Genomic DNA, 25,974 nt, shown 5'->3' on the forward strand with positions numbered 1-25,974 from the left:
ATGGAATACATTCCGGTTGAAAAAGAAAACATTCCATACCAATTTGACATTGCGCTCGGCGTAGACATATTCACATTTACTGTGAACTACAACGAGCGCTTTGATTTTTTCACGCTTGATTTAATGAAGGATGATCAAGTATTGGTTCAAGGCGTGAAACTCGTATACGGCGTTCCTGTCTTTGCAGGCATCGAGGACCACCGATTTCCTGTTCCGCTAATTGTTCCGATTGACGAAGCGGGGAAGGAGACGGCTGTGACATGGGAAAATTTTGGGGAGACAGTGTTTTTAGCTTATGGAGAAGGGGAGGGAGAAGAGGATGAGTGAATCATACGGCCGTGTTACGGAGTTGATTGTTGGTGGGCAGACGTTGAAGACGCCGGACCTAGAGATTCGTTTTGACGTGCCGTTTGATGATGATCCAGATCCAAACGAGGCTCGGATCGAAATCTACAACCTGAGTGACAATACGATAAACAACATCGCCCATCATTCAAAGGTTGTGCTTAATGCAGGATACAAAGGGGATGTCGGAACCATTCTTTCTGGTTACATCTCTTTTTATGAGACTCGATGGGAAGGGCCTGACAAAATTACAACCTTCACAGTCCTTGACTCGGAGCCACTGGACAGCCGGACCATTCCGAGCATTTCATATGCGAAACAAACGAAAGCCTCCACCGTCATAAGGGATTTGCTAAAGCGAGGTAACCTCAGCGCGGTCGCCTTAAGTTTGGTCAAAGATGTTGTTTACACAGAGGGGATGACCGTTGAGGGCTCCGTTGTTGATGCTATCAAGAACGTTGCCGCCGATTGCCAGACCTCCTGTTACATGCTCAAAGGGCAGTTGTATATTCGGCCACTTACCCAAGGTGACAAAATAAACTTTGTACTTTCACCGAAGACTGGCCTGATCGGTTCACCTACCTTTTTTCAGGACGACAGCAGCGCGGGTTATCAGGCCCAGTGTCTACTGAATCACCGATTGACAACAGGCAGCCTGATAACCATTGAAAGCCGCGTTGTCGAGGCATCACTCCGCGTGCGGCGCGGCCGACACTCTTCAAGTGGCAGTGATTTTACCACCGAGATAGAGGCGGTGTTTTAAAATGGCACAACTTGATAAGAGTTTGAACGGTTGGCTTGAAAATGCGCTGAGGCAACTGCACACGGCCACCATCGGGAGAGTGGCTGCATACGACAAGGATCGACGCCGGGCCACGGTTCAGCCGCTCATTATGCAAAAGATGATGAGCAGCGCGCCGAGCCCGCATGCAGTCCTTACGGACGTACCTGTATTGTCCCAACGTTATGAAGTGGACGGAACGGAAAAGGAATATGTGCCGTTCCTCAGACAGGGGGATGTAGTGTTGCTGGTATGTGTAGAGCGTGCCATGGATCAGAGTTTGAATGGGGCCATGGCATACCCGGACTCACGGCGCAGGCACAGCTTGTCGGATGCGGTTGTAGTAGGGGTGATAACTTGAATTTGCGAATAGACAACACAGGGGATCTGGTTTTTTCGAATGGTGAATTGCAAATGGTCTCCGGTCCGGAAGAGATTGCCCAGGCTGCCCGAGTGGTGTTGGGTACGAATCATGATGAGTGGTTTTTAGATCCCGATGCAGGCGCGAACTATGATGTTTTGCTGCAGAAGCAACCGAACGAAGAGGCGATTCGCGAAACGGTATATTCAGCCCTTGACCAAGTTGAGCAAATACAGAAGGTTGATAGTATCGACATTCGTTTTGATCAGGCGCAGCGAATGCTACACATATTTTTTACTGCTACCGGGGTAAATGGAGAGAAGGTAGAAAGCGAGGTGAGTTTGGATGCTTGATGCATCTGGGTTCAAGCGGATGCGGTACAGTGATTTGCTGGAGCAGATGGAAGAACAGGCGCGGGCAAAATACGGCGAAAACGTGAATACATCGGCGTTATCTCCACTCGGGATCATTCTACGGATATTCGCTTTTTTCCTGGCCTACGTTTGGCAAGGGGTGGAACATGTATACTACGCGGCGTATCGAGATACAGCAACCGGTGTCAGTTTGGATCGCCTCGCCCCGCAAGTGGGGATCAAGAGATTTCAAGAAGAACTTGCCTATGGGGAAATTGCATTCGTAGGCACCCCGGAATATACGATACCGGAAGGCACAATCGTCGGCACCGCGATAGGTAAATATTTTGCGACAAATGAGGATCTTACTCTCGACAATGACGGCAAGGGATCTGTGGGCATCACAGCCCAGAAAGCGGGCTCAGGATGGAACGTTGCATCCGGCACAATTACGGTGTTGCTGAATCCAGATGCTAATATCATCTCTGTTACGAATCCACGGCCTACAACAGGCGGCAGGGAGCGGGAGACAGACGAGGAATTTCGAGCGCGATTTCAGCAATCGGTAGCGGGTGGTGGAGCGGCCTCCGTTGACGCCTTACGCGGTACGTTGTTACGGCTTCAAGGCGTCCGAGCGGCGGCTGTGATAGAAAACACCTCATTGACTACAGACGCGGCAGGCAGGCCCGGGAAATCGTTTCAGTGCTATGTGTTAGGAGGAGATGAGCAAGAGATCGCAAACGCCATCTTTGCAACAAAGGCCGGAGGCATCGAAGCACACGGCGATATTGTTCGTGAGGTTACGGACGTCGCAGGATATAAGCACAAGGTGAAATTCAGCCGTGCCGAGGAAGTTGTCGTTTCGGTGCAAGCGAAGATAAAGCGAACTGTTCAATACCCGGCTGACGGTGACGACAAAGTGATATCCGAAATCGTCCAGCACATCGGCGGGGAGCACGATGGTAAGTATTACAACGGCTTGTCCATGGGGGCGGCCGTCGTATACAACAAATTGATTAGCGCGGTGTACAAGGTTCCAGGCGTTGATGATGTAGACCTGTTCTTGAACGGCGACACGAAAAACATTGAAATCGCCCCTCATCAGGTGGCGAGGATACGCGATCAGAATATCGTGTTCAGTCTTAAAGATATGATGAGCCGTTTTACGGACGCGTACAACAAAAATCCTAATAGCAATCTCGGGAAGCTGGTTTCGATCCTACATGGGCAGCTTATAGGCCTGGAAGATACGCTTAACAAAATCCAGGAATGGCGCGACATCGACCGGGCTCAAGGAACAACCTTGGACAGGATCGGGGAAAACGTGGTCCAGCCGCGCGGAGCCGCTACCGATGAAGTTTACCGAATATTGTTGAAATCGAAGGTAGCCCGGAATCTGTCGAAAACAGACGTAAATACCATTATCGAGGTATTAGCGCTAGCGCTAGATTGCGATTTTTCGGAAATTCGAATCGAAGAAAAGTACGCGGACCCGAACGAACCGGAGCCGGCTGCGCTCTCTTTGCTTCGTGTGCCGATAGCACGTCTGAATGAAGTTGGGATGTCTCCGTATCAGTTCGCGCAGATCATCCAAAAGACAGTGGCTGCAGGCGTCCGGGTTGCGCAAATTGATTTATCTGGAACGTTCTTATTAGCATCAAAACGTGCGGAAGTGGAGAAAAGCAAATTCGGACTTGCGGATATCGCAATGACAACAGGCGGCACGCTTGGAACAGTATATATGCCAGGCAATGACTACGAATTACCGATTTAGGGAGGGAGAAGGAGAAATGCCATTCAACAAAAAATTGCCCGAATGGAAAGCAGCAGGAATACAACCACCTGAATCAAAGCGGTTGAAGGGTTGGGAAGTGGAGGACCGCCCCCCGGCCGATTGGCTGAATTGGCAAATGAACACGACTTACGAAGCCCTACAGGAGCTGCATGAAAAGGCAGCAGAGAAGGATGACGTATCGAAGGCTCTGAAATACGCTAAGGAATACACGGACAAGAAAGCGCAGGCGATTACCCCGGAAAGCATCGGGGCCGAAACGCCAGCAGGAGCCCAATCCAAGGCTGACGCTGCCAAGCAAGATGCCGAACAAAAGATTGCGGATCATGCAGGCGACGCCCAAGTGCACGTATCCGCTACGGATCGTCAGGAATGGGACGGAGCTGCCGCTGAGGTATCCGATGCGCCGGCGAAGAAGCTGACGTTCACGCCCGGCCTCCAGGTGGTAGAGTCCGAACAGGATGCACCGTTCCGGATGGGGGAAGTGAAGGGACGGACGTTGATCAACCTGCTTGGAAAGGTAGGCGACTGCGAAAATACAGCCGATTGGTCTGCGCCCGGCCCCGGTGTCAAGACGTTAAGCACCGAGCGGGTATACGGATCCTTTTCCATCGAGGTAGGCAGCACCAAGGAGGAACAGGCGGGATTCGGTATTCGTACCAACGGCGCCATAAAAGATTTGACCAAACACTATATAGCGATCGGGCATGTGCGGAATGTATCCGCGCAATATGTACATCTTTCGTTCGCGGAAGTAAAGGTCGAAAATAACGTAACATCATGGTTTAAGTCGAATGGGACAGTCAAGTCCAATCAGTTCACCTATGCGTATGTCGTTGTCTCGCCGGAAGAGCTCGCGGGCAAGGAAAAGGTGGAAGTTTACGTCCGGGGCGTGGCATCAGGAGCCGACCAAAAGATTGCTGCAGATGGCATTGGTCTGTATGAGATCACCGAGGCCGAATACGACGCCATCGCCAAGATGACGCCAGAGCAAGTGGCCGCGAAATATCCATACGTAGACAGCATGACCAACGTAACGAACCCATACGCTATCATAACGGGAGGGAATCTGCTGCCGCCGTTTTATGAAGCCGATCGGATTACTGTCGCATCGAAAGCGACCGTGGAAGCGCCGTATGAGTTGCGTTTTGGCGCTGGTGGAGACGGGGACTTCCTGGCTTATCATTTATCAGTACTACCAAATAAGACATACACGTTCTCGCTCGAAAATTCTGGGGTGTTGTGGTGCATCACCGAACTAGACTACAACACGGTTGTTGTCCCATACAGTACGGATACTAACCGTTCCTTCAATGTTGGTGACCGAACGCAGATTGCCTTTGTATTCAAAAGCTTCTCCACCGAAATTGACGTATCTTGTAAAAACCCGATGCTAACCATCGGAACCGAACCAAAGCCCTTCACGCCGCAACAACGCAGCATGCTCGCCTTCGAAACGGAGCTCGCCGCTCATCCGGTAGACGGCAGCAATCCCGATACGCTATTTATGGGAGACGATGGGTTGCCGTATGTGTTGGAGAAGTGGAAGAAGCTTGCGCTTGACGGCGGTTTGGAATGGCGTTTTGCAGAGAGGTTCACCGGGTTTAAAACTGTACTCGCTTATGGGGCAACGGTTGGGTCGGTTGCAGGTTCGGGGATTGTCACAAAATACGATGGGAAAAAGCTTGGAATTGCCGCTGATTGGGTAACGGATGGGCCAGACCACATAAACGGAGATATACATTTAGGCAACATTTATATGTCCATCGCCAACACAGACAGCGGATGGGGGCCTGATTACGAACCGACGAAACCGGAGATAGCTGCATTTTTCATGGGATACCGCCTTTTGAAAGCTGACGGTAGTCTGTACGATGGAGAAGGACAAAGATACTGGAACATTATTAATCCCGATGGGTCTGTTGCTCCGGGCCAGTACACGACCACATTACCCACACAACCGCACAGCCAGTGGACGCCTTACCGCCTCCAATACCTAAAGACGAAGCCAACCGTCGAACCCGTCCGCAATTACGAAATGGGCTCGACACTCTCCGCAGGCTCGAACATGGTCGAGGCTGGCAGCGGGATTGTGATTCGAGAGAAGGCGAATCCTACGTACTATTCGCCCAATGGAAATTACTATATAAACAATACAGCAGTAAGTGGAAGTCTGCTGAAGAATAAGGCGTTTCACATACTGAGGGTTTACCGTAACAACCAAATTGATAATTTTGCAAAGATCGAAAACGATGCTAACGCATATGGAAAACAGCACATCAGGTTTTTATCATCAGATCTCGACCCAACCGCAGTCTACCACGTCACCTATACGATGCTTGATCCAACGCTTGCGGCTCCAATCAGCGGCACCGTGGCGGCGAATCTGCGCGGGACTGTATCGGACTTGGTGCAGGATGTGGGCGATGTGCAGCGGCGGCTGAGTGTCTCAGAAGTTAGGTTGAATAGTATCACAAGCGACTTGAACAGTCCTCTTGACTGGATTACAGCTACTCTATTGAATGGGTGGAAGTCTGTCGCAGGACGCCCCGTGCAGTATGCGATGGATGCTTTTGGGTTTGTTCACTTTAGAGGTACTTTAGACAGTTCCGAAGCAGCCAAGGCAGTGGGTACGGACATCTTTAAACTGCCAATACAGTATCGTCCATCCAGAGTAATAGGGATACCAACTGTAACTTACAGCAGCCCCCAAGACATACAGCCTTATGCGGTTGATATCGGAAACGGCGGGAGTATTAGAATAACGATGGAAAATACACGCAGATTTATTTATTTGGAATCATTCTCATTCTATGTTGAGGGAGGAACGACATGAAAGAAGCAATCATAACCGACCTCTCAGGTCGCTACATTGAACCGACGCTCGTTGCGGACTCCGTGACGGGCGTTTTAGATCGGCGTGAACGGGTTGAACCGGACGAACCGGGCGCTCTCTCACAGCCGGAACCGGAGCAGCGCGACGATGAACAGCCGGACGAACCGGAAACGGTACACGTAGGCTACACGGTCGCCGTACCGATGCCCGATGGATTGTATCAGCCTATATTCGATGTCGAGGGCTACCGGGCGGCGCAGGAGGCATATGAAACGGCCTACGTCGAATACATGACTTCCCTGGCCGAGCATGACCCGGAGAGTGACGATCCGCAGCCGGTGTCGCCGCAGCCTATAGACGGGGCCAGCTACTGGCGAAACGGCCTTACTGACGAAGAAATCGAAGCCCTGAACCCGCCGCCGCAGCCGTCCCAAACAGACATGCTGGGCCAAGAACTGACGCAAATGAAAATCCGGAATATCCAGCAGCAGAGCGTCATTGATGGACTTGGCCGTGAGCTTACCGAATCACGCCTAGACAACATGAAGCAAAAGCAGACGGTCGATAGCTTGGGTTCGGAGTTGACGAAGGCCAAATTGGAAATTATCCAGCTTAAAGGGGGACAATCTTCATGAATTTCTGGAAGCTCGCTTTTGAATGCCGATGGATCGATGCAGATGGATTGTGTCTGGCCGTGAAGACGGAAACCAATCCATTCGGAGAAATCACACCGGAAGAGTACGAGAAGATTACGGGGAAAGAATTCCCGCAGCAATAAGCGCCTGCTCATAGCGCGGTGCTATTTTTATGCCCTCACGGCAGCGTGGGGCTATTCTTTTGTCCAAGAGGGGGATATGCAATGTTAAATGAATCACATTCGTTTCCGAAGGTATTAAATTGGTTTTCAGGCGTTGGGGCCGCAATTGTTCCCGGCCTGCAACTTCTTTATGGGACCAGTCAGATCGTTGTCAGCGTGATGGCAGCGATCCTCTTTTTTATCCTAATGGATTGGCTTTCTGGAATCAGCGCCGCGAAGCAAGATGGGACTTACGCAAGCACTTATGGCCTTGGTGGGCTTCGTAGAACGCTCTTTATTCTATTGTTCCCTGCAGGCGGCCATCTACTGGATGCGGCTCTCGGCTTACCAGATGTCGTGTTTGGGCTGTTTGCGTTCGGGATACTGTACCACACGATTCAATCCATGACCGCTAATGCCATACGGGCTGGGTGGGGAGGATTTTTTCCGGAATGGCTCGTTACCAAGCTCATGGAATGGGTAAAATCGGAACTCGAAAATAAACTGGCTCGGGCAACGAGCCGAAAGGAGTCCAAGCATGACAATCGAAATTAAGCAGCGACTACTACCAGACGGACGACCGAACAAGCCGACGCGCCCTATGAAGCCGCAATATATCACGATCCACAACACGGACAATAGCGCTCCAGGGGCCACGGCGGAAGCGCACAGCCGGTTTATCCTCAACGGCAGCGGCGGGGCTCAAAAAAGCTGGCACTATACCGTTGATGATCGGGAAGTGTATCAGCATCTGAGAGACAACGAGCAGGGTTGGCACGCCGGAGACGGCAACGGTCCCGGAAATACGACATCCATTGGCATCGAGGTCTGCATGTATCAGGGCATGGATGAGGGGAAGGCGTGGCAGCGGGCGGTGGAGCTGATCGCTCTGCTGACCAAGCGGCACGGCCTGAACATTGATAAGGTTGTCCCGCATCGCCATTGGAGCGGGAAGGCTTGCCCATCCCGGATACTGCCGCGATGGTCGGAGTTTATGCAAATGGTAGAAAAGGAAATGGGCAACCAGCAACAGCCTCCCGCCGACGGTGGGACGAGCATCTTGGGGGCGGCGTCGGCGACGCTGGAGCAGGCCCGAGAATGGGCCCGGAGCAAGAACGCCCCGGCTGAGTTTGTGGAGTTGGCCATTCTCTACTGGCAGTTAGCGCCGCAATGCGGCGGGGTAGACCCGGCGATAGCGTATGTCCAATTTGCACATGAAACCGGGTATTTGTACCGGGATGGGCATAGCGCCGCCGGCATCGATGCGAGTTATCACAACCCGTGCGGGCTCAAGATTACCGCTGGTGGAGGAGATACGCAGGCGTCGGCACACAAGCGGTTCAAGGACTGGCGGGAAGGCATAACAGCCCACCTCGACCATCTGGCCTTGTATGCTGGCGCTGCCGGATACCCACGCGCTGGGACTCCTGATCCGCGTCATTTCCCGTACCTCAAAGGCTCGGCGAGTACGCTTGAAGCACTCGGCGGAAAGTGGGCGCCGTCGCCGGACTATGGCACGCGGCTTGCGGACGAGATCGCGAAGCTGCACAGCGTACAAGCGCCTGAACAAAAGCGGCCCGATTATACCGGCCACTGGGCGGAGGCGTCGATCCGAAGAATGTTGGAGGCGGGGATCATGAACGGTCGAGGGAATGGTTTCGCCCCTGACGAGCCGATCACGCGGGCTGAGGTGGCGGTGGTAATTGATCGGGTGCTCAACGGAGCAAGAAAGGAGGCTGCGGAGTGAGCAAGGCGGAATACTCAAAATGCGCGGCGTCAAATGGCGTCGTGCTTCATGCCATAAAGTGCAGTCCTAACGATATCAAGCTGCAGGCCTGCCGCACAGCCGTGTGCTCGCAGCCTATGACCGCCATTAACGGCGGCTTTTTTAGTTTCGGTACCGGCGACATCCTTTCCATCGCGGTGCAAAACGATGCTCCAATCAAGGGGCATCGGGGCGATTTCGGCAGCGGCTGGTACAACGCAAAATACGCACGCGGTACATTGGTGTGGGATGCGGCAGCACGTAAATATTCCGTTCAAGTCGTCAAGTCGGCCGATGAGCTCAGCGTCTCGGATCGCTCCCGGTACTGGGCGCAGGGCGGCATCAGTATGAGCCTACACGATGATGCGGGATGGCAGCAGATAGCCCATCAGCAAAACATGCCGAATATGGCCGGGAAGGCGTACCGTACCGCGATGGTGTACGGCTCGGGACTGAATGTGTGGCTGGTTGTGACGAATACAGCCTGCACCGCCGGGCAGTTCCGATATGCAATCAAGGAGAAGATTGGCAGCGGCACGCTCGTCGACGGCATCTTTTTGGATGGGAGCGGATCGTCACAACTAAAATGTAATGAGGCTTTATTGCAAGGCGATGGGCGGACTGTTTATTCCATCGTGTCGGTATGATATACTGAACGTAAATCCGGAGGAACCGGTGAAAAGGAGCTCTGCTGGCATTGTGCTGGCGGGGCTCCTTTTTTTATATACTTTTGGAAAAAGATGAGCCCCCGATTGATCCGAGGGGCTCTCATACTTATAATACCTCGCCCCCGGCCCTTCTGGAGGCCATGGCTTTTTCAGTTGCCGCCAGTAGGTTTTTCAGGCGGCATACTTTGACAGAGTCGTTAACTGGAGCATGGCGTAAGATGATATCGGCCCAAGTGGTGCTCAGCAGATGTATGGATAATGCATCCCAAGCTCTTCCTTCTTGCTCCCACTCGTATCTTCGTGCATGGAACAACGCAATAAAATCCTGGACGTTCTCGCAATCGATAAGTTCTTTCATGGATTCACCACCACCCGGAAGGCGGACTCAAGCTTCCGGATCTCCGCCAACTGCTTCGCATCCCCCAGATCAGTCCAATCCAATATAGTTCGAACCTGATCAACATAGAATATGTGTGCTTCTCGAATGAGGCTTGAACGATCGAGATTGGTCACGAACGCACGGAACACCTTTTCATATGGATTCATAGCCTTCTGCCTCCATAGTATTTATATAAGAGAGGGGGCAGATGCCCCCGTATGGTTCACTTTAATATCAATGTTACAGTGTTGAGGATGATTGAAATGACAATCAACACGATTGTGATGTCTTCCTTTTTCATCCGCATATCCACTCCTTTCTGTTGCTATGGTATACTTGAATTGGACGACCGAGCCACTACCCGCCCCCGAAGGGGCGAGTAGCTTCCCATCCTAACGGAGTAGGGAAATGACGGCGGTTGCGAGTTGGGCCAGGGCCGTGAGAAGCAGGACCCATTCTCGTACCTTGACTCGGTCGTCTTTTTGCTGTGGTGGTGGTTGCGGTGGCCGAGTCTGTTTTTTCTTTTTAGCCATGTGCTCACCTCCTTTCTATACTTTCATTATATACTGGTACCACTATATAAATCAAGTGTTTTTATACTGGTGACAGTATATTTTTTGTGTTATTATTCAGAAAAGGGGTGAAGCTATGGAGAAGAAAGGTAAAGCTGCGACCAGAGCAAAGGATAAGTATAATTCGGCAAACTATGATCAAATTAAATTGTGGGGCCGGAAGGGAGACCGCGAAAGAATCGATGTGGCTGCTGCGAAAAGCGGGAAGAGCAGGAACGCCTTCATCATGGAGGCCATCGAAGAGAAAATCGAACGGGAAGGGTTGGAAAGCCAGACAGAAACTAAAGAGCCCCGGGATTAGTCCCGAGGCTTTTACTCATTTATTTAACTGCTTCATCCATAGCTTTTGCATACTTCTCAAATTCGGCTTTCTCCATATTGCCGTTCATTTGCAGCAGGACATTACCAGCTGCATGCGTGTGCGAGAATGCCGCGGCTGTCGCCTTGCCTAATTCATCGTAATAGGTTTTTACCTTCTCAAGATCGGATGTCTTATCAAAAATAAAAAGCCGCCCTCCATTATCTTCCCCAAGGGCCGGAACAAGGATACGCTTGGACTCCTTGTCCAACTTAGGAGCCATTCCGTATTCTTTAGCTTCTAAGTCTCTCGCTTCAATCTCTAGCCCTGCATCCTTGAACTTCTGGACCATTTCATCGGCAGAGATGTTTTTGCCGCCCCCGCAGCCTACCAGTACTAAAACACACATTAGGAATATTGCACTTAGCTTTTTCAAAATTCCCCCTCCTTTACCTCAATTATATGACTATACACTCATATATTCTATACTTTGGATTAGACTAAATAGAGAAAACCCTAGATAACTCCGAGTACGAATAGAACATTTTGTTAAGTGGAATTACTAAACAAAACATTATAAAGTGGGGCTAAATTTATGTATACATTTGCTGTGTCTTTGGATCGTGTAGTAAAACTCAATTTGGCAAACGAGGTTATTTTAATTGAGTACAAGCAGAACGGCAGGAGATTACTTTTTCACACTGATTGTGGATGTAAGAAGAATATCACTTCATTACGTGATATGTATTCAGTTTTAAAATCAGTTGACTATGTGCGAAGTGAGAACTACTTGATAAATACAAGGCACGTCGTTGGGATTAGAGGTAATACGGCGATAATGTCAAATGGAATGGAAGTATACTTAACTCGGCAAGGGAAGAAGGAATTAAAGGCGTTGCTCAGAAAAGGCCTAGATCACCAATTCTAACATATGTACATATACAAATATACAACAAGTTATGTATACAAAAACGGTTGTTCCCCACACAATTTGTCTCATGATAAATTAATGTTACAACATGAGATGGGGAGTTGATACAATATGGCACAAAAGTGGGTAGAGGCGTTTGTCCAGCAGAGAATTCGGGAAATGTTAGAAAACTGTTGCAATGAACAAGATGAATTCTACACCCTTTATTCAATCTTTTGCGATGAAGCTCGATACATAAACCCCACGGTAGCGGAAATACTGCTAGATTTCGAAGAAAAAATGAATGTAAATTTGTCTTATGTAGAAAAAGTGTACCGATCGGGATTTGAGGATGGATTTACAGTAGGAGAAATAAAACAGCCCTAAGCATATTGCTGGGCTGTTATTGCATTCTTATTTTTTGTATCTACTTTGCAGGGTTTTTAACAGTGTAAGTTCGCCTCCACCAATATCAAAAAAGCGACCTCGTGAGGTCGCTTTTTTGCGTGTACGCCCAGCATGGGCGTCATCTTTAGGGTTAAAGTCCCGAGCGGGGTTGGCGAGCGCCTACCGTTAGCTAATGGCAAGTGTGACCGCGTCTGAGAAGTTGTGGGTCAACGGGCGCACCCGTGAACCTTTAAGAACGAATGTTACCTGGGATAACTTGCTATGTAGTGTTAACTTACCGTAACTTGTCTGGAAGGTGATAACAATAGTAGGTTTTAGTGATCTTTGTTTACCATCAGAGAAGCTTGTTAACGTCATTGATTAATCGAATATTCATTTCTGCTTGGTGTATAATTCCTCTCAAGAAAATTGACTGATTCCAATCACCTTTGTATTTAGGGTCATTAATAGCTAGTTCAATAAACCAGAAACCAGGTGAACAAAATGAAGCTGACGGAAATTGAAAATACGATAGATCCAAATGTTTTAGAGCGAGGAGAAGCGTACTGGGAAAATGGTCATATCGTTGCTTTTCGTGAAGTGAAGCCCCGGGTTTACCACGCCGAGGTGGAGGGGGGCGTGTTTTACAATGTCGAAATTAAGCTTAGTTCGCGTGGGGAAGTCGTCCATACATTCTGTGATTGCCCCTATGACAAAGGCCCCATTTGTAAGCATGAGGCAGCTGTCCTTTTGGCAATCAGACACGCCTCCCAAAAAAAGAAGGCGGAATCTGATTCTAAAGGCAAGTCTGCAAATAAACATTCATGAACTCTCGTTCGCAAACCTAGCATGAAAATAGCGAGGGTTTAGTGGTCGGACCTATTTCCCATACTGCTACTACATGACGCGAAACACGTTCTTTTTAATGGTGGTGTAACCCCGACAAATAAACTGTTGAGGATGAGTTCTGTGTACAAACCTGTGCTGGCTCTGTATGCCCAATCAGAGAACCGCGAACAGAAAAATGCTCAAGCTCGAATTCATCCGCCGTCATGTATTTCAGTTATGGAGGGAAGCCAAGATGGAAGTATTGCTTGAACGCTGTGCTGGAATGGACGTTCACCAAGAGACAATCGTCGTTTGTGTGATGACCACAGATGCTGCGGGGGAGGCCCACAGCGAGATCCGAACCTTTGGAACGATGACCAAACATCTTTTCGAACTGCTTAAGTACCTGGAGTCCCAAGGCGTTACACACATCGCAATGGAGAGCACGGGAATCTATTGGAAACCTGTCTACAACATCCTTGAAGGCTACTTCACCGTCGTACTGGCGAATGCGCAGCGCATTAAGAATGTTCCTGGCCGCAAGACGGATGTTTGTGATGCCGAATGGATCGCGAAGCTGCTTCGAGTCGGTCTAATTGAGCCCAGCTTTGTGCCATCCGAGGACTTAAGGGAGCTACGGGACCTCTGCCGACTTCGAAAAAAACGAATCGGCTCCCTAACAGCGGAGAAAAACCGAATCCAGAAGTATCTTGAAGCAGGTAACGTCAAGCTAGGCAGTGTCATCTCAGACGTATTCGGTGTATCCGGGCGCAGTTTGTTGCAACGCTTAATCGAAAAAGGTTACGTTGACGCGGAAGATGTTGAAGCGAGCGTCAAGGGTTCGATCAAGAACAAAAAAAGTGAAGTTACTGACTCTCTTTTTGGCACGATGACCCCGCATCAAATTCGATTGATTAAAGATTGTTGGGAGCATATCGAATACTTAGAGAAGTCCATTGCTCGGTTGGAAGCCGAAATTAACGATCACTTGGAGCCCTATCGGACGGAGTACGAACTGCTTCAGACCATTCCAGGTGTTAGCGAACGAACAGCTGCAGCACTCCTTGCAGAAATCGGGGCCGATATGGAGCAATTTCCATCCGCAGATCACCTTGCCTCTTGGGCTGGCGTAGCACCCGGCAACCACGAGAGTGCAGGCAAAAAAAAAGTACAAAAAGCGTAAAAGGCAATCCTCATGCAAAAGTGACACTATGCGAAGCGTCTTGGGCAATCGCTCGCTCACGAAACACGGTCTTGGCAACAAAGTTCTGGAAGATTGCTTCACGACGAGGAAAGAAAAAAGCTTGCATTGCCATTTCACGTAAGATACTTATCATTGCTTACCACATGCTGAAGAACAAACAAATTTACATCGAAGGTGGACCACAAGCACCACTCATGCAGATCAACTAACCTTACAGCATTGACGAAACATAGCGATTTTAAACAAGGCCCCTTCAAAGAAGGTGGACCGGGCATCTTATGGTCATTTCTCAGAAAATTGCTGCTTTTTAAAGACGATAATCGTTCATGAGTGCGTTTGGATTTTCACAAAAAAAACTTATTTTGCAGCATGATTCCCATCGGATTGGAGAACGTATCGAGAAACTCTTGTTCGCTGGCCGAAATGGATGGCTCAGATCCAAGATCCACGACGAGAAAACCGTTATGTTTCTCTTCGAGCGGAATCATTTTGATATACGGAAGCTTGCCTTTTATATTTTGGTTAACGTATTCAAGTAAATTTTGCTTCGTATGAATCTTCTCATTCGTCACGGCGAGATCATGGAAGAGAACATGAATCGAATATTCGGTAAACGGTTTCATTTCTTGCAAACCGTGTTGAATAAATTGAGCTAAATCCTTATTGGAAGACACGGAAGTGATTAATTTATTGACCGCTTTCAGCTCCGAATTTTTATGTTTTAAGATCGCGGTTCTCTCTTGAACTCTTCCTTCCAGCTCTTTATTTAACTCGATTAATTCCTTTCTGTTTTTCTCGACTTCATCAATCATATGATTGAAATAAAAAACAGCTCTTCCAGTTCTTTTGGACCTTGGATTTTCTTTGTTCGGATATGATTTTCTTTCAAACCCACCGTATATTCTTTAATATAGTTAAGCAATTGCCGAATCGTTTTCTCCAACCGATTGGTCAAGAAAAGACTTGCGCCAACCATGGTGATGGTGGTAAGAAACAGAATAATGATAATGGTCAAAATTGAATTTCGATACATATTAGAGAGCACATTCGCCGACTTTCCAACCCATACCATCCAATCCAGAGGTTTAATTTTTTCATACGTGATATAGACCTCCCCGGGCGGGTCTTCGAGGCTGAAAAAGCCGCTTCCTTCGGCCGTATGCTGCTCTTCAATATGGTGAACAATCTGAGATTGCGACAGGTTAACCAGTTCTCTCCTCGTATTAACATAAGGGTGGACGATGACGTTTTTTTCATGATCAATGACTACGGCATAATCTTCTTCGCTCATGCTCCAATTCTGAATATGCATTCTTAACGCATCCAGATCCAAAGCTCCAAGCACATAACCTATCATCTCTCCGGCATCGTTCATAATGGGAGACGCAATGGTGACTAATAAATTTTCGGTTCCGCCTCGGCCTTGAAATACCGGGGAGATTACGGTGCTTTTCTTGCTAAGCAATTCCTTATAATAAGAGCGATCACTAAAATTAAGATCTTCTCGGTTGGTCCCATCGGTATTGAGTTGGGGATAGAAAACGATGGATTGGCCATTTAGATCGCCTGCATAGAAATTTACGAAGCCAGGGTAAATCGTTTTGATCTGTTTCAGATGCTCTTGAATACGTTGAACATCCTTTTTGGCAAAAAGCTCCTTTAAATTTATTGCTTGCGTTTCGATCGCCTTTTTATGCTCTACAATGTAGCTGCTAATATAGTCTGAAAGATATTTCGCCGTTTGGGCCTGGCTCTTTTTATTCTCTTTAATCAATGAAATTAATTGATGAATTTGAAAGCTTCCAAGAAGCACCGTTGAAAAAAAGGTAATGATTAAAAAAGAATAAATGAGTTCCTTTTTAAAGGAGCGAGCCTTTTTCATTGTCCCCCTCCTGTCTGCCAAGGGATGTTTTGCAGTCATGAAGAGAAAGTCAGTCTATTAACCTCGACTAAATTATAAGGAATAAGGCATTACAATCTTATAAAATGGAAAGGGGTTACATTACAAAAATATAAAAAAGTTATCGGGAAAATCGGCGCTGCGTCTCCTCGCGGAAGAGATGCAGCGCCGATATGCGTTAGGCGGCTGGTCAGATTACGGCTGCGCGGTCAGCAGCTTATCCTTCAGGGCGGCGATCTCGTCCGCGGACAAGCCGAGCGATTCGGAGACGAAGCGTCCGACATCGCCGTATTCACGCTCGATCTCCGCGAAGGCGGCTTCCAAATATTCCGACCTTGCCTCCCAGACGGCGTCGAGCACTTCGTTGCTGACCTTGCCTGTGCCGAGCTTGGCGGCCGTCTTCGAACGCAGCAGTCCCGTATTGAGATAGCGGTTCGTCAGCAAATAGTCCGTCATGACCGTGTCTTGCGGAACTCCCAGCGTCAGGAGCAGCAGCGCCGCCACCAGACCGGTGCGATCCTTGCCTGCCGTACAGTGGAACAGCAGCGGCGCGCCGTTCTCAGCCAGCAAATGATCGAAGATGGTGCGTATTCCCGCCGTCGAGTGGACGAGCGAGCGGTTCATGTCGACGAGCAGCTGCCCCGGTTGGCTTGCCGGCGGTCTGCCCTGACCCGACACGTCCCCGGGCTGGCGAATGACGTCCTTCCCAAGCATCTCGACGAGCGGGATATGGGTTTGGACGGCGGGCGCAAGCGGCGGAGACGGCATCGCCGCCACTTCGTCGCTGTCCCGCAGATCGCAGATCTGGCGCAGGTGCAGCGAATCCAGATAGTCGAGATCGTCCGGAGTCAGACCCGATAATTCCGGAGAGCGGTATAGCTTGCCCCACTGGACATACCGTCCTTCTGCCGTCCGGTATCCGCCCAGATCGCGGAAGTTGGAGACGCCCGCGAGCGGAAGCACCCGCTCGGCTGTCGTCAGCAGATATTGTCCATTTTGGCATAGATGATAATAACTTCTGCGGCCCGGTGTCGGATCGGGGAAGGAGACCTCCTGACCCGGAATTACTGTGGCCGCGAAGGCAGACTGATCCGGATCATATTGGGGGCTCGGGCTGGAGTACAGGGTCAGGGGGCCCGTCCCCCATCCCCCTTCATCGGCAAGCAGGAAGGAGAGCCGGCCGGATGAGTTGGACCGGTGGATAGCGGCGGTCTCCAGCGGTGAATGGTTCATGGCGTTAAATGATGTCGGCATTGTCTAGTCACCTCTTCCGTTCCATTCATGATGAAGCTTACTCCTCCATCATATACGATAACCGGGGAACAAGCGAACGGGCTTTCCTGGAGGTAGACCGGGAAGAAGCTGCCGAAAATCGACAGTTCTCTGAACAACAAAAAGAAACAGGCGCAGGGCCGATAAAGCCGCTTCGCCTGTTCATGCCGTCATCTATGGAATTCATGGCAAGACCGCCGCTTCTCTCTCTACAACCGGATCGCGCTTGATACGGACGAGGCTGCGACCTCCTCCGCCGTCACTTCCCGGCCGAGCGCGCTGGACATATAGATGCCTTCGCTGATAATCATCGTGTTCAAAGCCAGTTCCGCCGTCGGCAGGAGGGGAACGATTCCGCCCAGCGCGGCAATCCAGTGTCCCTGCGGCGAATCATAAGCCCACTCGTTCGGGTTGAGCAGATGGCGGCGCCGGTCCATTGCATTCAGGTCGATCACGGTGTCGAGATCCAGGTCAAGCATCGTAATCGTGCTATGGTACGTGAACGGTTGAATATGGTCCCCTGTTCGGGCCGGCATGCGGATGCCGCCCTCGGAGCCGACAATGCTGCTGCCTTCGAAGCCGCCAAGATGGATCGCCCAGGCCTCGATGATATCAAGCGTGAGGCCGCCTTCGAACTTGATCAGGCCAACCCCAAGCTCTTCCACATCGAACTTGCTCATCTCCCTCCGGTCCGGAAGCATATCCATCTCCTGATAGGTCTGGCCGCTAATCCGGGTCACCTTCGGCAGGCCGAGCAGATAGAGAATCTGGGAGATGTGGTATACTCCCATATCGTAGAGAGCGCCCCCCGAGGCGGTCGCTTTCTGCGTGAACGCCGTCGTGCCGTAACCGTCGACGAACGGGCGGCCGCGGCGGCGGAAGCCGGTCGAGCGCGCATGATACAGCTTGCCGAGCTTGCCTCCGTCGATCAGGATTTTGGCGGCCTTCGTCTCCTTGGTATACAGGGTGGCCAACTGGATATGGAGCATCTTGCCTGTGGCCCGCGCCGCCTCCAGCATCGCGGCGCCATCCCGGTAGGAACCGGCAATCGGCTTCTCGCAATAGACATGCTTGCCTGCTTCCATGGCCGCGATCGATACCGGGGCATGGAAGTTGTTGTGCAGGCAGACATCGACCGCTTCGATGTCATCGCGCTTCAGCAGCTCGCGGAAATCGGCGTACACATGGGGGATCTGGTTCTCCTCCGCGACCCGGCGCGCCTCCGCTTCATTAATATCGCAAATGGCGACAATGTCGGCGCCGCCCACCCGATGATATTCGTTCAGGTGATGCTTCCCAATCTGGCCTGCTCCAATGATCGCGATACGTCTTTGTTCCATCGAATCTGCCTCCTGGTGTTTCCTGAATTCATGCGAATAGAATCGGCGTGCTGCCGTTGGGTGGGGAGCTTCTGCCGCCCTCCCCGGCGTCAGGCTTCCGGCTGGCTGTCCGGCCCGCTCTCCTGGAGGAGCGCGCGAAGCCGGGTCAGCGCCTCTTCGATGGCCGCGAGCTGATCGGCCGGCGCATTGTACTCGACGGCCCAGTAGCCGTCGTACCCGGCCTTCATCAGATTCGACAGCCGCATCGCGGCATTCGGGGCCTGGAGCGTCCGCCAGTCGACATGTGTATGGCGCACCCAGCGGGCAACCTCGATATCGCCCTCCCAGATGAAGGGTTCATTCTCATCCGCCATCAGCTTGGCGTTCATGATCGGCTTGTTCCTCGCCTGCCAGCGTCCCAGATGAAGCAGGATGCCGTAATGGGGGTGATCGACGGCTTCGGAGATGCGCGCGAGCGCTTCCGGACGCAGGGCGAATCCGGTATGATTCTCCGGACCGACCCAATAGCCGCCGTCTGCGGCCCGGTCCGCGTAGGAACGGTAGCGGCCGGCGATATATTCCAGGGCCTCGTCGCTTATCTGATCGCCGCCATGCAGCACGGCATCGATCCGGACGGACTTCGCGCCCAGAATCTCGGCCGCTCGCAGATGGGCGAGCGCATTCTGATGCAGCGCCTCGCGAATCTCCGGGTCCGGATCCCAGAGATGCGCCGTATCGACGGCGATGTTCACCAGCGTCATCTCCCGTTCATGCAGCGCCTGGCGAATGCGGCGGAGATGATCGTCATTCGCCACCTTCCAGACCGGACGGGATGTATCGGCAATGAAAGCATTCCAGAAGTCAACGGCATGAAGCCCAAAGCGTTCATGCACCGTGCGGATATAAGTGAAGATATCCATTTTGCCTTCTACGCGCATCGTGTTGAATGAGAAGCCTCCAATGGATAGTTTCATGGCTTTCCTCCTTCAAATAGGGTGTAAGATCGGAAGAGATCGCTTCGCGTTCCAGCAACCTTCCCGGCGCTGAAATGCGGCCTTTTTTGAACAAGTGATAAGCGCTTTATTTTCCAATCCGAGCGTAGCAGATTATGAAAAAGGGAACAATTCGGCTATACCGTCATATTGGTACCGTTTTCAGAACAGATTGCCCATCCTGCTCGCGCTAACGCCCGATTCTGAAGGTTTGCTTCAAATCGAGGAAGAGTTGTCAATGATGAAAATCATATCAAGGCGGGCGCTATCGGTTGATCCAGTCATTCGCGGATCGGGTTGCAATCACGCGAAATTCGACGAAGGGGAAAACAGCAAAGAAACACCCGCCTGGATGCATCATCGCAGGGCAGGTGTTTCAGGGGAAGGAATAAGGGGTAAACCCTGGTTATTGAATTAGAGTACCCGCTTGGCGCCGACGTAGGTGCGGCTGGACCAGGCGGAGGACAAGCTGGATATCGTAACGCGGCCGGCGGAGCCGGAAGAAGCGTTGATATATTTGTTGTCACCGATGTAAATGCCGACATGAGAAATCGTCTTGCCGTCGCCGGCGAAAAAGACGAGATCGCCAGGCTGCAGACTGCTCACTTTCGAGCCCACAGAGCTGTACATTGCGCGGGACGTGCGCGGAAGCTCGATCCCATGCTTGCGGAAAACGTAGCTCACATAGCCGGAGCAGTCGAAGCCGCTCGGAGTCGTTCCGCCCCATACATAAGGAACGCCCAGGTAGCTGCGGGCCGTGTTCAGGATCGCGGCGGCCTTGTTCTCGGACGCTCGGGCCGAAGCGGTCTGCACCTCTCCCCGGCTCTGAGTGATGCGGGGGATGTTCTTCATCTGTTCCGCATCCCATGTAAAGCTCAATTCAAGCTGATCCAACAGGAAGCGGAAAGGCACGTATGTACTGTCCTTATAGGACATCGGGGCGCTGCCCATGCTCACCGTATTGCCGTTCACCTCGGCCTTGGAGCTATTGGACTTCATCCGGATTGTGTTCGTGCCATTCGACATTTCAATCGTCTGCACGCCTTTGTCATCAGCCTGCCAGTTCAGTTGATAGCCCAATTGCTCGGCTACGGTGCGCAGAGGAACATGCATGTTCTGCGCTTCATCTATAATGGGAATAATATTATTCGTAAATTGCAAATTTTCACCGTTAACTTGGAATGTAATCTGCTTCGCAGCTGCGGCGGCTTGGGCAGTCGCATGAGTCCAAGCGCTGTCTGCCAACAGCATGCATCCGAATACGGCGCCAGCCGCAAGGGCAGATCGGATGGCGGTCTTCACGGCATCTCCTCCTTCATTGTTAAAACTGTAAATGGGCTACTAAAAAATCGACAAAACTAGCCTAACATAGGTTACAAAATGATTACAATAGTCTGCGGGAATTATTTTTACAAAAATGTAACCTTAACGGAGAGGCGCTTTTTTTCGCGGTGCAGAGCCATTTTGGAGCGAATCAAGACTTACTGCCGTGTTATCGGAAGCTCCTATGGAAATGAAAGGGACGTCGAATAAAAGGGAATGATTTCCGGACGGGAAAAGGAGTATTCGGCGGGAAGGCTCGGCAGGACAAGTCTTGGCGCCAGATAGGACCATATAGAAAAGGAGGCGTGACATTTGCAAATTAAAGTCAATCGTATGGAGCCGCATCGCCAGGTTGGGAACATTCGTTCCCAACGCATTGCGATTGCACAGGAGGGCGAGCAAGAGCTGGGCGTTAGGCCTGAGGAACTATGGTTGATGGCGCTTGCATCCGATGTTGGAGCGGAGATGGAGCGTTACGCGGAGGAACGGGGATGGGCGTTGTCCGCCCTGCAGATTGAAGCGCAGGATGAGCGGACCGACGAAGGCGCCATCTTGGATATCAAGCTGTATGTGACGGCTGAAGGCTTGTCTGCTCCGGAGCGGGGGGAGATGTTCGGCGCGGTGCGGCCGCGCTGCAGGCTGCTTCGGGCCGTCCATCCGAATCTGGAAATTTATTTCGCGGACCGTCTGGTGCAGGACTGAACCAGACGGCGCACGGCTGGCATCGGCAGGCTGCTTTCGATAGCGGAAGCGGCCTGTTCGCGATCGTCTTATTCATGATTCAGAACCGGCAAGATATACCCGATGAAGAGAAAGATGGCTCGTATCCGTCAGGGAAATCATGGAATATGGGGGTGAGTTATATTACAATAAATGCGGTGTCATGAGAGGCATCGGGTCATCCATTAGAAAAAGATACAGGATATTAAGGGAGAACGAGGGGAATGGAGTGTCGAACAGACGATGAGAACGATATTGGTCGCTGATGATGACGAGCATATCCGCGAGATGATAGGCTTGTTTTTGCGCAATGAAGGCTTCCGGGTGCTGGAGGCGGAGGACGGGGAGCAGGCGCTCCGGCTGATGGAGACGGATCCGGCCGACCTGGTTATCCTCGATATTATGATGCCCGTGATGGACGGTTGGCAGCTCTGCAGCGAGCTGCGGTCGCAGTACCCTGATCTTCCGTTGTTCATGGTCACGGCCAAGGGAGAGTCCGGCCAAAAGGTAAAGGGCTTCCGTCTCGGCACGGACGATTATATAACAAAACCGTTCGATCCGATGGAGCTGGTGATGCGGGTGAAGGCGCTCCTGCGCCGCTACAAGATTGTATGCGAGCAGATTATCCGCCTCGGCAGCTTGAAGCTGGACCGGAACAGCTACAAGGTCTATGCGGATGACCCGTCCACGGGGACGGCGCTGCCGCTCAAAGAGTTCGAGCTGCTGTTCAAGCTCGCGAGCCATCCGGGCCAGATTCTGACCCGGGAACAGTTGATTCGCGACATTTGGGGCATCGATTATGAGGGGGAAGAACGGACCGTCGATGTCCATATCAAGCGTCTGCGCGAGCGCTTCGCCGGCCATGCGCATGAGTTCCGCATCGCGACCGCCCGCAGTCTCGGGTACCGGCTGGAGGTCCGCTCATGATGAGGACGCTGTACGTCCGGGTTGTGATCACCTTTTTATTCGCCGTAATCGCAGGCATTATCGTCGCTTTTGCCGCTTCCGGCTTTTTTTTCGAGAGAGAGATGAGGGAGGTTGTCTTCCAAGATCTGAACCAGCTCGGGAATGATATGGTTCGGCTGTATCAGCAGGTGCCCGAAGCGGAGTTCCGTGATTATCTGGACTCATTGAAATCATTCGAATGGATACAGGTCCATGTATTCGACAGCAAAGGCAACGCGATCGTGCGGCATACCATCGCCGGACGGCCGCCGGAGTCGATTGAGGCACAGGCGGTGAAGGATGTGCTGTCCGGGCGGCCGTATCACACCACGGAGCCGGAGAGCTCCGAGCCCATCATCGGCATCTCCTTCCTGAAGGAGGGGGAGCCGTCTGCTCTCTTCTTGCGCATGAAGTATGGCGACAATAAACTGATCAATCGGCTGATTCTATTCACGCTTGCCGTCGTGCTGGCGGCCGGGAGCGTCTGCTTTCTCGTCGCCGCCCGCTATGTCGTGCGGCCGATCAAGAAGATGACCGAGGCGACGAAGCGCATGGCGAAGGGGGATTTCAGCACGAAGCTGAGCTTCCGGCGGAAGGACGAGATCGGCGTTCTCGCCGCCAGCTTCAACTATATGGCGCAGGAGCTCGGCCAGATGGAGCAGATGCGGCAGGATTTCGTCTCCAGCGTGTCGCATGAGATTCAGTCGCCGCTAACTTCGATTTACGGCTTCTCCAAGGCGCTTCGCAACCGCGTCATCCCCGAGGCGGATCAGGAGCGCTACCTGGAAATTATGATGACGGAATGCGAACGCTTGTCGCGTCTCAGCGACAATCTGCTGCAGCTCGCCTCGCTCGATTCGGAGCATCATCCGTTCGCGCCGCGCATCTACCGGCTCGACGAGCAGCTTCGCCAAGTCATCGTCGCCGCCGAGCTGCAAAGGGCCGGCAAGGCGCTGCGCCTGGAGGACCGGCTCGAAGATGTTACGATCGAAGCCGATGAGGATCTGCTGAGCCTCGTCTGGACGAATCTTATCGGCAATGCGATCAAGTTCACCCCGGAGAACGGGATGATTACCGTCAGCCTTGCGCGTCAGGACGGCAGAGCGCTCGTCACCATTGCCGACAACGGCATCGGCATCGCGGAGGAGGACCGGGCGCGCGTGTTCGAGCGCTTTTACAAGGCGGACAAGGCCCGCAGGCGCAAGGCGGGCGGCAGCGGCCTCGGTCTGGCTATCGTGAAAAAGGTCGTCACTCTGCATCACGGGACGATCCGAATCGACAGCGAACCCGGCCAGGGGACGACCGTGAGCGTGACGCTTCCGATCCGGCGCAATTCGTAGTTCCACAGGGGGCGTCCCAACAGCAGTCTTTAACTACAGTGAGACAGCCCCCTTCTGATTCACAAAGCTCGCCTCGCCGAAAACTGCACAACTGCAGCTTTCCTTTACGCCGTATTCTCCGTTACAGGGAATCCTGCACAACGGCATCAATTTCCGACTTCCAATATGTAAAAAGACAAAAACCGATGGAAATAATGCACTTTTCAGAGTGTTGAGAAAGTCTATGTTAATTACCCATTCACCGCGTTAATTTGGTATAATGTTCTTATCATAATCCATGGAAAGCGCGGTGTTTGTATGCTTTACACGAATGATCCCAACCCACAACTGGACTATGAACTGGTTTGTCTTGAGCATATGGTTGCCCCTGATCACTTGCTTCGTCATATCGATAAACATATTGATTTTACCTTTATTTTGGACCTTGTGCGTCCTTACTACAGCGAGTCGAACGGCCGACCATCTGTGGATCCCATTGTGTTCTTTAAAATGCTGCTGATCGGCTACTTGTATAACATTCGCTCAGAGCGAGAACTGGAGCGAGTCGTCAACGATTCCCTGGCTTTTCGGTGGTTCTTACGGCTCGGGCTTTCCGGCAAAGCGCCTGACCATTCGATCTTTAGCTGGAACCGGAAAAATCGGTTTAAGGATACTACCGTCTTCCAAGATATCTTCGATAATATCGTTCAGCAGGCGATTCAGCACAACATGGTGGGAGGGCGGCTGCTCTTTACCGACTCCACGCATATCAAGGCAAATGCCAATAACGGACGGTACGAGAAACGAGAAGTCACTTGTACGCCTTATGAATATCTCCAAGAGCTGGAGCAAGCCGTGAATGAGGATCGGGTCGCTTTTGGAAAAAAGCCACTGCCTCCCAAAGAGGAGGCCGAAACCAAGGAACAAAAAGTTAGCTTAACAGATCCGGATAGCGGAAACCTGAATCGGGATGGAAAACCGGAAGGGTTTCATTATTTAGATCACCGCACCGTAGATCATAAATACAACGTGATTACGGACTGCTACGTTACGCCTGGAAATGTGAATGATTCGGTTGTTTATGTGGATCGTCTACTACATCAAATAGAGAAGTTTGGCTGGGAAAAGTCGCTGGAGGCCGTTGCACTCGACTCTGGTTACATGACGGCCTATGTTTGTTACCGTACGAACAAATTAAACATCACGGCAGTTATTCCAGAGCGTTCGACCCGTGAACACGGTGTATTTCCCAAAGAGAAATTTCATTATGATGCAGAAAAGAATGTTTTTATCTGTCCAAACCAGCAAGAACTCACGTACCGCACCACAACACGAAAAGGATTCAGAGATTATAAATCCGATCCCAAACAATGCGCTGCCTGTCCATTATTGAGCAAGTGTAACGAGAACAAAAATAAACAACGCACCATACAACGGCATATCTGGGAAGAACACAAAGAGAAAGTAGTTCAAAACTTCCAGAGTGAGAGCGGAAAAGCCGTTTATGCCCTACGCGCCCAAACCATTGAGCGAAGTTTCGCGGATGCCAAAGTGCTCCATGGACTTCGCTATTGCCGGTTTCGGGGAAGAGACAAGGTGCAGGAGCAAGTGCTGATGACAGCCACTGCACAGAACATAAAAAAGATAGCCACACATCTCGCCAGAAGGGTGGGGTAAAGCAAAGACCCCATCCCCCCTCCATTCTCTCTCACCAAACACCACTTTTTCCCAGCAAAATGATATTACATTGATATTACTTCGTAAAAAACAGGGGTTTTCCAACAGCCTGACTTTTGCAGGAATTTCATCAAATGGGGGCTTAAAGAGCAGAAATTGCTGCATCCACGCAGCATTTCACTGGTTCATCCAGCTTCCAAGTTTCCACCGTTTTGCGCGCCGACATTTTTCG

General features: G+C 51.3%; 29 protein-coding genes and 3 pseudogenes. 23 read left to right on the plus strand and 9 right to left on the minus strand.

Going from position 1 to position 25,974, the window contains the following annotated elements; genetic code table 11:
- The 13 genes and pseudogenes from OCY70_RS29205 (at position 1) to OCY70_RS29260 (ending at position 9,676) form a co-directional block, all read left to right on the plus strand.
- A complete protein-coding gene (locus tag OCY70_RS29205) occupies positions 1-327 on the plus strand; it encodes a phage baseplate plug family protein (protein WP_213430232.1) in 327 nt (108 codons plus the stop codon).
- Complete coding sequence (locus OCY70_RS29210; protein ID WP_213430231.1) at positions 320-1,108, plus strand: phage protein; 789 nt, start codon at positions 320-322, stop codon at positions 1,106-1,108. The genes OCY70_RS29205 and OCY70_RS29210 overlap by 8 nt, the downstream gene beginning before the upstream one ends.
- A gap of 1 nt (position 1,109) precedes the next feature.
- A complete protein-coding gene (locus tag OCY70_RS29215; RefSeq protein WP_213430230.1) occupies positions 1,110-1,487 on the plus strand; it encodes a Gp138 family membrane-puncturing spike protein in 378 nt (125 codons plus the stop codon).
- On the plus strand, positions 1,484-1,840 hold the full coding sequence (locus tag OCY70_RS29220; RefSeq protein WP_213430229.1) for a DUF2634 domain-containing protein: 357 nt from the start codon (positions 1,484-1,486) through the stop codon (positions 1,838-1,840). The genes OCY70_RS29215 and OCY70_RS29220 overlap by 4 nt, the downstream gene beginning before the upstream one ends.
- A complete protein-coding gene (locus tag OCY70_RS29225) occupies positions 1,833-3,614 on the plus strand; it encodes a baseplate J/gp47 family protein (RefSeq protein ID WP_249725484.1) in 1,782 nt (593 codons plus the stop codon). Before OCY70_RS29220 ends, OCY70_RS29225 begins: the two co-directional genes overlap by 8 nt.
- Before the next feature lie 16 nt (positions 3,615-3,630).
- Positions 3,631-6,468, plus strand: coding sequence for a hypothetical protein (locus OCY70_RS29230; RefSeq protein WP_261945022.1), 2,838 nt, complete (start codon positions 3,631-3,633; stop codon positions 6,466-6,468).
- The gene (locus OCY70_RS29235) at positions 6,465-7,103 is read left to right on the plus strand and encodes a hypothetical protein (RefSeq protein WP_213430227.1); all 639 of its coding nucleotides are present in this window, start codon (positions 6,465-6,467) and stop codon (positions 7,101-7,103) included. Before OCY70_RS29230 ends, OCY70_RS29235 begins: the two co-directional genes overlap by 4 nt.
- Entirely contained in the window at positions 7,100-7,246 is a 147-nt protein-coding gene (locus tag OCY70_RS29240; RefSeq protein WP_213430226.1) for an XkdX family protein, read from the plus strand. Before OCY70_RS29235 ends, OCY70_RS29240 begins: the two co-directional genes overlap by 4 nt.
- An 81-nt stretch (positions 7,247-7,327) precedes the next feature.
- Positions 7,328-7,819 carry a phage holin family protein gene (locus tag OCY70_RS29245; RefSeq protein WP_249725483.1) on the plus strand — a complete coding sequence of 164 codons (492 nt, stop codon included), beginning with the start codon at positions 7,328-7,330 and terminating at the stop codon, positions 7,817-7,819.
- Positions 7,803-8,300: pseudogene (locus OCY70_RS29250) on the plus strand (peptidoglycan recognition protein family protein); the annotation flags it as partial. The gene OCY70_RS29245 and the pseudogene OCY70_RS29250, both read left to right, overlap by 17 nt.
- Positions 8,301-8,492: 192 nt before the next feature.
- Positions 8,493-8,747: pseudogene (locus OCY70_RS36395) on the plus strand (N-acetylmuramoyl-L-alanine amidase); the annotation flags it as partial.
- Positions 8,748-8,807: 60 nt separating this feature from the next.
- Complete coding sequence (locus OCY70_RS36400; RefSeq protein WP_390905330.1) at positions 8,808-9,011, plus strand: S-layer homology domain-containing protein; 204 nt, start codon at positions 8,808-8,810, stop codon at positions 9,009-9,011.
- On the plus strand, positions 9,008-9,676 hold the full coding sequence (locus tag OCY70_RS29260; protein ID WP_213430225.1) for a hypothetical protein: 669 nt from the start codon (positions 9,008-9,010) through the stop codon (positions 9,674-9,676). Before OCY70_RS36400 ends, OCY70_RS29260 begins: the two co-directional genes overlap by 4 nt.
- A 127-nt stretch (positions 9,677-9,803) precedes the next feature.
- Here the strand turns inward: OCY70_RS29260 and OCY70_RS29265 are convergent, their stop codons facing one another.
- Positions 9,804-10,055 (minus strand): hypothetical protein, encoded by a 252-nt coding sequence (locus tag OCY70_RS29265; RefSeq protein WP_213430224.1) that lies wholly within the window; start codon positions 10,053-10,055, stop codon positions 9,804-9,806.
- The gene (locus OCY70_RS29270; protein WP_143799602.1) at positions 10,052-10,243 is read right to left on the minus strand and encodes a hypothetical protein; all 192 of its coding nucleotides are present in this window, start codon (positions 10,241-10,243) and stop codon (positions 10,052-10,054) included. The genes OCY70_RS29265 and OCY70_RS29270 overlap by 4 nt, the downstream gene beginning before the upstream one ends.
- A 481-nt stretch (positions 10,244-10,724) precedes the next feature.
- Between OCY70_RS29270 and OCY70_RS29275 the strand changes: the two genes are divergently transcribed.
- Positions 10,725-10,949 (plus strand): ribbon-helix-helix protein, CopG family, encoded by a 225-nt coding sequence (locus OCY70_RS29275; RefSeq protein WP_213430223.1) that lies wholly within the window; start codon positions 10,725-10,727, stop codon positions 10,947-10,949.
- A 19-nt stretch (positions 10,950-10,968) separates the two neighbouring features.
- On the opposite strand, the gene OCY70_RS29280 is transcribed toward OCY70_RS29275, so the two are convergent.
- Positions 10,969-11,385 carry a stress protein gene (locus OCY70_RS29280; RefSeq protein ID WP_213430237.1) on the minus strand — a complete coding sequence of 139 codons (417 nt, stop codon included), beginning with the start codon at positions 11,383-11,385 and terminating at the stop codon, positions 10,969-10,971.
- A 156-nt stretch (positions 11,386-11,541) separates the two neighbouring features.
- Here OCY70_RS29280 and OCY70_RS36405 point away from each other — a divergent pair, with 156 nt between their 5' ends.
- The 4 genes and pseudogenes from OCY70_RS36405 to OCY70_RS29295 all read left to right on the plus strand — a co-directional run bounded on the left by OCY70_RS36405 (position 11,542) and on the right by OCY70_RS29295 (position 14,484).
- Entirely contained in the window at positions 11,542-11,874 is a 333-nt protein-coding gene (locus tag OCY70_RS36405) for a LytTR family transcriptional regulator DNA-binding domain-containing protein (RefSeq protein ID WP_373871506.1), read from the plus strand.
- A 114-nt stretch (positions 11,875-11,988) separates the two neighbouring features.
- The gene (locus OCY70_RS29285; protein ID WP_213430222.1) at positions 11,989-12,243 is read left to right on the plus strand and encodes a hypothetical protein; all 255 of its coding nucleotides are present in this window, start codon (positions 11,989-11,991) and stop codon (positions 12,241-12,243) included.
- 504 nt (positions 12,244-12,747) lie between these two features.
- Positions 12,748-13,071, plus strand: a complete 324-nt coding sequence (locus OCY70_RS29290; RefSeq protein WP_213430221.1) for an SWIM zinc finger family protein — start codon at positions 12,748-12,750, stop codon at positions 13,069-13,071.
- 253 nt (positions 13,072-13,324) lie between these two features.
- Positions 13,325-14,484: pseudogene (locus tag OCY70_RS29295) on the plus strand (IS110 family transposase).
- 135 nt (positions 14,485-14,619) lie between these two features.
- Here OCY70_RS29295 and OCY70_RS29300 read toward each other — a convergent pair.
- The 5 genes from OCY70_RS29300 to OCY70_RS29320 form a co-directional block, all read right to left on the minus strand.
- The gene (locus tag OCY70_RS29300; protein WP_213431003.1) at positions 14,620-15,087 is read right to left on the minus strand and encodes a hypothetical protein; all 468 of its coding nucleotides are present in this window, start codon (positions 15,085-15,087) and stop codon (positions 14,620-14,622) included.
- Entirely contained in the window at positions 15,084-16,157 is a 1,074-nt protein-coding gene (locus tag OCY70_RS29305; RefSeq protein ID WP_213431002.1) for a cache domain-containing protein, read from the minus strand. Before OCY70_RS29305 ends, OCY70_RS29300 begins: the two co-directional genes overlap by 4 nt.
- A 213-nt stretch (positions 16,158-16,370) precedes the next feature.
- Complete coding sequence (locus OCY70_RS29310) at positions 16,371-17,429, minus strand: tyrosine-protein phosphatase (RefSeq protein WP_213431001.1); 1,059 nt, start codon at positions 17,427-17,429, stop codon at positions 16,371-16,373.
- Between the two features lie 227 nt (positions 17,430-17,656).
- Positions 17,657-18,787 (minus strand): Gfo/Idh/MocA family protein, encoded by a 1,131-nt coding sequence (locus OCY70_RS29315; protein WP_213431000.1) that lies wholly within the window; start codon positions 18,785-18,787, stop codon positions 17,657-17,659.
- 89 nt (positions 18,788-18,876) lie between these two features.
- On the minus strand, positions 18,877-19,740 hold the full coding sequence (locus OCY70_RS29320) for a sugar phosphate isomerase/epimerase family protein (RefSeq protein WP_261945021.1): 864 nt from the start codon (positions 19,738-19,740) through the stop codon (positions 18,877-18,879).
- 256 nt (positions 19,741-19,996) lie between these two features.
- Between OCY70_RS29320 and OCY70_RS29325 the strand changes: the two genes are divergently transcribed.
- A complete protein-coding gene (locus OCY70_RS29325) occupies positions 19,997-20,176 on the plus strand; it encodes a hypothetical protein (RefSeq protein WP_213430998.1) in 180 nt (59 codons plus the stop codon).
- Here the strand turns inward: OCY70_RS29325 and OCY70_RS29330 are convergent.
- Complete coding sequence (locus OCY70_RS29330) at positions 20,173-21,060, minus strand: C40 family peptidase (protein ID WP_213430997.1); 888 nt, start codon at positions 21,058-21,060, stop codon at positions 20,173-20,175. The genes OCY70_RS29325 and OCY70_RS29330 overlap by 4 nt on opposite strands.
- 333 nt (positions 21,061-21,393) lie before the next feature.
- Here OCY70_RS29330 and OCY70_RS29335 point away from each other — a divergent pair, with 333 nt between their 5' ends.
- The 4 genes from OCY70_RS29335 to OCY70_RS29350 all read left to right on the plus strand — a co-directional run bounded on the left by OCY70_RS29335 (position 21,394) and on the right by OCY70_RS29350 (position 25,742).
- Positions 21,394-21,783, plus strand: a complete 390-nt coding sequence (locus OCY70_RS29335) for an OsmC family protein (RefSeq protein WP_213430996.1) — start codon at positions 21,394-21,396, stop codon at positions 21,781-21,783.
- Positions 21,784-22,044: 261 nt separating this feature from the next.
- Positions 22,045-22,728 carry a response regulator transcription factor gene (locus tag OCY70_RS29340; protein ID WP_213430995.1) on the plus strand — a complete coding sequence of 228 codons (684 nt, stop codon included), beginning with the start codon at positions 22,045-22,047 and terminating at the stop codon, positions 22,726-22,728.
- Positions 22,725-24,086: a sensor histidine kinase gene (locus OCY70_RS29345; RefSeq protein ID WP_249725612.1), complete on the plus strand. Its 1,362-nt coding sequence runs from the start codon at positions 22,725-22,727 to the stop codon at positions 24,084-24,086. Before OCY70_RS29340 ends, OCY70_RS29345 begins: the two co-directional genes overlap by 4 nt.
- A gap of 297 nt (positions 24,087-24,383) precedes the next feature.
- Complete coding sequence (locus OCY70_RS29350; RefSeq protein ID WP_261944512.1) at positions 24,384-25,742, plus strand: IS1182 family transposase; 1,359 nt, start codon at positions 24,384-24,386, stop codon at positions 25,740-25,742.
- Positions 25,743-25,974 lie beyond the last annotated feature (232 nt).

Source organism: Paenibacillus melissococcoides (assembly GCA_944800085.1).
Lineage (GTDB): Bacteria > Bacillota > Bacilli > Paenibacillales > Paenibacillaceae > Paenibacillus_B > Paenibacillus_B melissococcoides.